Annotated in this window: 2 protein-coding genes; one reads left to right on the forward strand and one right to left on the reverse strand. The window is 34.0% G+C overall.

The window, feature by feature from the left end; translation table 11 throughout:
- Nucleotides 1-65: 65 nt before the first annotated feature.
- The gene (locus tag AB8B65_RS18330; protein WP_405302735.1) at nucleotides 66-2,189 is read right to left on the reverse strand and encodes a hypothetical protein; all 2,124 of its coding nucleotides are present in this window, start codon (nucleotides 2,187-2,189) and stop codon (nucleotides 66-68) included.
- A gap of 326 nt (nucleotides 2,190-2,515) precedes the next feature.
- On the opposite strand from AB8B65_RS18330, the gene AB8B65_RS18335 reads away from it, so the two are divergent.
- Complete coding sequence (locus tag AB8B65_RS18335) at nucleotides 2,516-4,453, forward strand: alpha-1,4-glucan--maltose-1-phosphate maltosyltransferase (protein ID WP_405302736.1); 1,938 nt, start codon at nucleotides 2,516-2,518, stop codon at nucleotides 4,451-4,453.
- Nucleotides 4,454-4,605: the final 152 nt, after the last annotated feature.

A 4,605-nucleotide genomic window follows, 5' to 3' on the forward strand; every position in this document is an offset into this window, starting at 1 on the left:
TTCGACTTTGTTCAGTAAAGGTATTTTGATTGCACTTAGCATAATTTAATTCGTTATTTTTTGTTTTACATACTTAAAAGACTGTTCACTTCTTTAAGTAAATATTGTACGACAATTTCATCAAAATCAGAGAATAATGGATTCTGAAACTTCGCTCTTTCTTCACTTAGTTTTTCTCTCAGCGAACAGAAAAATGGTTTTTCAGAACTGAGAATACCTGTAAGATGATCTTCTGAATCGCCTTGTTTTACTCGATAACGCTCTTCTAAATGAAGTCCAAATGTTACTAACTGTGAGTTTGTAGCTTTCTTAAAAACGGACCAAAATTCTTTAAAATCAAACTTGGCATATATTGGGTAAGACGACAAATGTAAATTTGGATCATTCAATTTTTCTATAAAAGCAATCATATCCTTTATATACAGCTCACAAAGAAGTGTAACTTGGTGAGTTTCGTACTGAGCTCTAATATCATGATATACTTTTTGGCTGTACATATTAATTTCATGTACACTTTCACTTGAACACTCATTAAATTCAAGCTTATGCAAATGCGCCTCTTCCTTTACAAAAGGATTTCTGAGGTAAAGTTCGTCCAACTTAATATCATTTATTGCTCCAAGATCCACATTAAATTCAGGATAATCTATAGAATTATATTGTAATTTCCATGCATCAATTCCTTTTTTAAATCGCTCTATAAGTTCTTTATAGGCTTCTTTATATGAATTTTCATTTGTGTCTTCTTCATTTTTCAACAGCGGTTTAATTCGCGTTTTGGTATTAAAAAACCTGTTTACAATCTTAAAGACATGCGTATATTCGCTTAGATGAAAAACTGCGTTGTCTACCAAAATCAACATTTTATCAATGAATTTATCAATTTCTGATGGCGGTAAATTCAAAACTTCAACTTCAAACAGCGGATTAAAAATCGGATAATTATTAACTACTTTAAATGGTTTCAACTCTTGCGTTAATTTTTTTTCACAAATAAATGAAGTATTCCCTACGATATAATCAAATATTGAATCAAAAATAGCTATTGGTTGAAACTGGATATTTTGTAAATATTTTTCTTCATAGTGCTGTTTATACGACACTATTTCTTCGTAAATCTCCAACTCTTGTAGCGTTAATTCGTCAGAAAAAGGATCTTTCTCAAAAAGTGGATGCTTACCAAAATTACGCTCATCGTTTTCGTGTTGTAAGCTAAAAATCACTCTAGGTGTCAATCCGCCCATTTTAAACTCTAAAGCAATCGACAGTGCATAATTGAATGTTCTGTTAAAATATTCAGCCGCTGAAAGTGCTGGTTTTATATCTTTTTTTAATATTTCTTGTATGGTGGTAAATAGTAACTCATAACGTTCCAAAAAGAAGATTAAAGTCCTCAAATTGCTATTATATGCTTCACTTTTAGAAACAATATCTTGACTGCGTTTTCTTAAAAAATCAAAATAACTAGGGAATTGCTCTTTATACGTTGTCGTAATAATTTCTTCGTAAGCCAATGCATCATTGGTTTTAAACGTCATTGCACCTCCAATAATAGTTTCCCTCATTAATAAATAATTAGCTGTGCCACTGGCTAATTCATCTTCAGTTTCAACAAGGAGTACTTTAATATCAGTACATTCAAGCATAGTACGAACAAATCCAAATAACTCTTTGCTTTGTAGCGTATTACTTGTTCGGTTAAAATCATCAAAACAAATAAGCATTTTCACTTTAGCAGCTGAAGATGTTTTATTTTTTGAGAATAATTCTATCAGAAATCTTCTAATTTGAGAAACAAAAGAAACACTTTTATGAAATATTGGCAACTCACTAAGTAATTGCTCTTGATGTAAAAATTGTTCAATAGCTACTTTAGAAAACACTTTTGTAATAAACGCTTTAACTGCAGAAGAAACTCCCACATTTTTGTTCTTTAAAAGTGGTGCAAACTCTAAAAATAAGTGTTCTTTAATTTCTTCAACACTTCTAAGTCCGTAAAGAGAGATGAATACAGGATAAAATTTATCATCACTTGTTTTAGCTGATGCTAGCGTGTCACGAACTATTGGGAATAGTTTGTTTTTAATATAATGTGATTTTCCAACACCACTTTTTCCTTTAATTAATAGTGCCTGATTTATATCATTTTCTAAAAACTGTATTATTTTTCGAGTTGAATTTTCAATCATTTATCTTAATACTAACATGTTAAGGCAGGGTTTTAAACACCTAATTTAGTGAATATAAAATGAATGTGTATTTTGTTGAAAACGAATCTTATAACCGTAAAAATTTTTAGCGAACAACCACGTATTTACGATAAGCATACACAAAAATTAAGAAGCAAAAAACAATACAAAACCCCAAAAGTGTTCATACGGAGCTTGTAGAAACACTCAAAATCAATTCCGCAATCGTTGTAGTTTCAGAATCAGTAAGATAATCGCTAAAGGACTATGAGAATTGCTGCGATTTTTAGTAATTTCGGATTTTAGAACGCAAATAATTACGGAAAATGCAAAACCAAAAACGTGTCGTTATCGATCATATTTCTCCACAATTGAATGGAGGAGAATTTTTTATCAAACGAATTGTAAACGAAATCGTAACCGTGCAAGCACATGTCTTAGTTGACGGACATGATGTCATTGCCGCTTCTGTATTGTACAAACATGAAAAAGAACGTACCTGGAAAGAAGTACGCATGCATGATGTCGGAAATGACGAATGGAAAGCTTCTTTCGTCGTAGAAAAACAAGGATATTATACCTACAAAGTACAAGGTTGGGTAGATTATGCGTTGAACTGGCAACACGGAGCAGAACGCAAAATTGACGACAACCAACACATAACTTCAGAATTGCTAGAAGGCGCAGCGTTGCTTAAACCATTGCTCAAAAAAACGACAAAAACAGAAAAGGAATATTTGGTAAATTGCATAGCAGCGTTTGAAGATACAGCGCAATATGAAGAAGCAATTACAGCGACCAAAAGTGCACGTTTGCACGAAATCTTACTAAAATATCCCGAAAAACACTTAGCCAATGAATCGCACGATTTACAAATATATGTTGATCGTAAAAAAGCGCAATTCAGTACATGGTATGAATTTTTTCCACGTTCAGCTTCGGAAACGGAAGGAAAACATGGAACATTCAAAGATTGCGAACGGTTATTGCCAAGAGTTGCAAACATGGGATTTGATACCTTATACTTTCCGCCAATTCATCCAATTGGAGAAGTCAACCGTAAAGGAAAAAACAATACAACAGAAGCCAAAAAAGGCGATGTTGGTTCTGCTTGGGGAATTGGTTCGCAATATGGTGGACACAAAGACACACATCCAGAATTGGGAACAATGGACGACTTCAAACAATTAGTCGCGAAAGCAAAAGAACAAGGAATTGAAATTGCAATGGATTACGCACTGCAAGCTGCGCCCGATCATCCTTGGGTAACATCAAATCCAGATTGGTTCAAGTGGCGACCAGACGGAACAGTGCAATATGCCGAAAATCCACCAAAAAAATACCAAGACATCTTACCAATCTATTGGGAAAGTGAAGATTATAAAAATTTATGGAACGAATGTTTAGACGTTCTATTGCAATGGATTGATTGTGGTGTAGCAGTATTTCGAGTGGATAATCCGCACACAAAACCATACTATTTTTGGAATTGGGTTATTGCTGAAGTAAAAAAGAAACATCCTAACGTACTCTTTCTCGCGGAAGCGTTTACCAAACCGAAAGTCATGCAGCAATTGGCAAAACAAGGATACACGCAGTCGTACACGTATTTCACTTGGCGTGATAACAAACACGAGCTCATAAAATATATGAATGAACTCACGCAAACGGATCAAAAAGAATACATGCGACCAAATTTTTGGCCAAATACGCCAGACATTAATCCGTTTCACTTACAAGGCGCCAACGAAGCAAAATACATTCAGCGATACGCATTAGCGGCAACCTTGAGTGCTAACATTGGAATTTACGGACCTGTATTTGAACAAATGATCGATGCTGCCATTCCTGGAAAAGAAGAATATTACATGTCTGAGAAGTTTCAATTGTGTCATTACGATTGGGAAAAACAAAACAAACTCACGACGTTAATTGGCAGAATCAATGCGATTCGACATGAACATGAAGCGTTGCAACAAACCAACAATATCAAATTCTGTCACATAGAAAATGACAATCTAATAGGTTTCTACAAGTGGAATCAAGACAGAACAAGCGAAGTGTTAGTCATCATTAGTTTAGATCAATACTATTCACAACAAGGAAACATGCAATTGCCGTTACAAGATTTAGGAATTCATGACGGACACAAAGTAGAAGTGCACGATTTGATAACAGGAAACAGTTACAATTGGTACAGCGAATGGAACTTTGTAGAATTGCATCCTGCGTTACCTTTTCATATCTTTAAAATCAAGAAATAGCATATAAACTAACAAATTATGGCTAAAAAAACTACCAAAACCAACGAACAATCGCACTACACTTTCAATGATGCTTGGGAAGTATTAGTAGGAAATAACGACTTCGTCAACGCATTTCTATCTGGTGTACTGGAAGATTATATCATAAAACC

This window comes from Kordia sp., from assembly GCF_045105435.1.
In the GTDB taxonomy this organism is placed as follows: Bacteria; Bacteroidota; Bacteroidia; order Flavobacteriales; family Flavobacteriaceae; genus Kordia.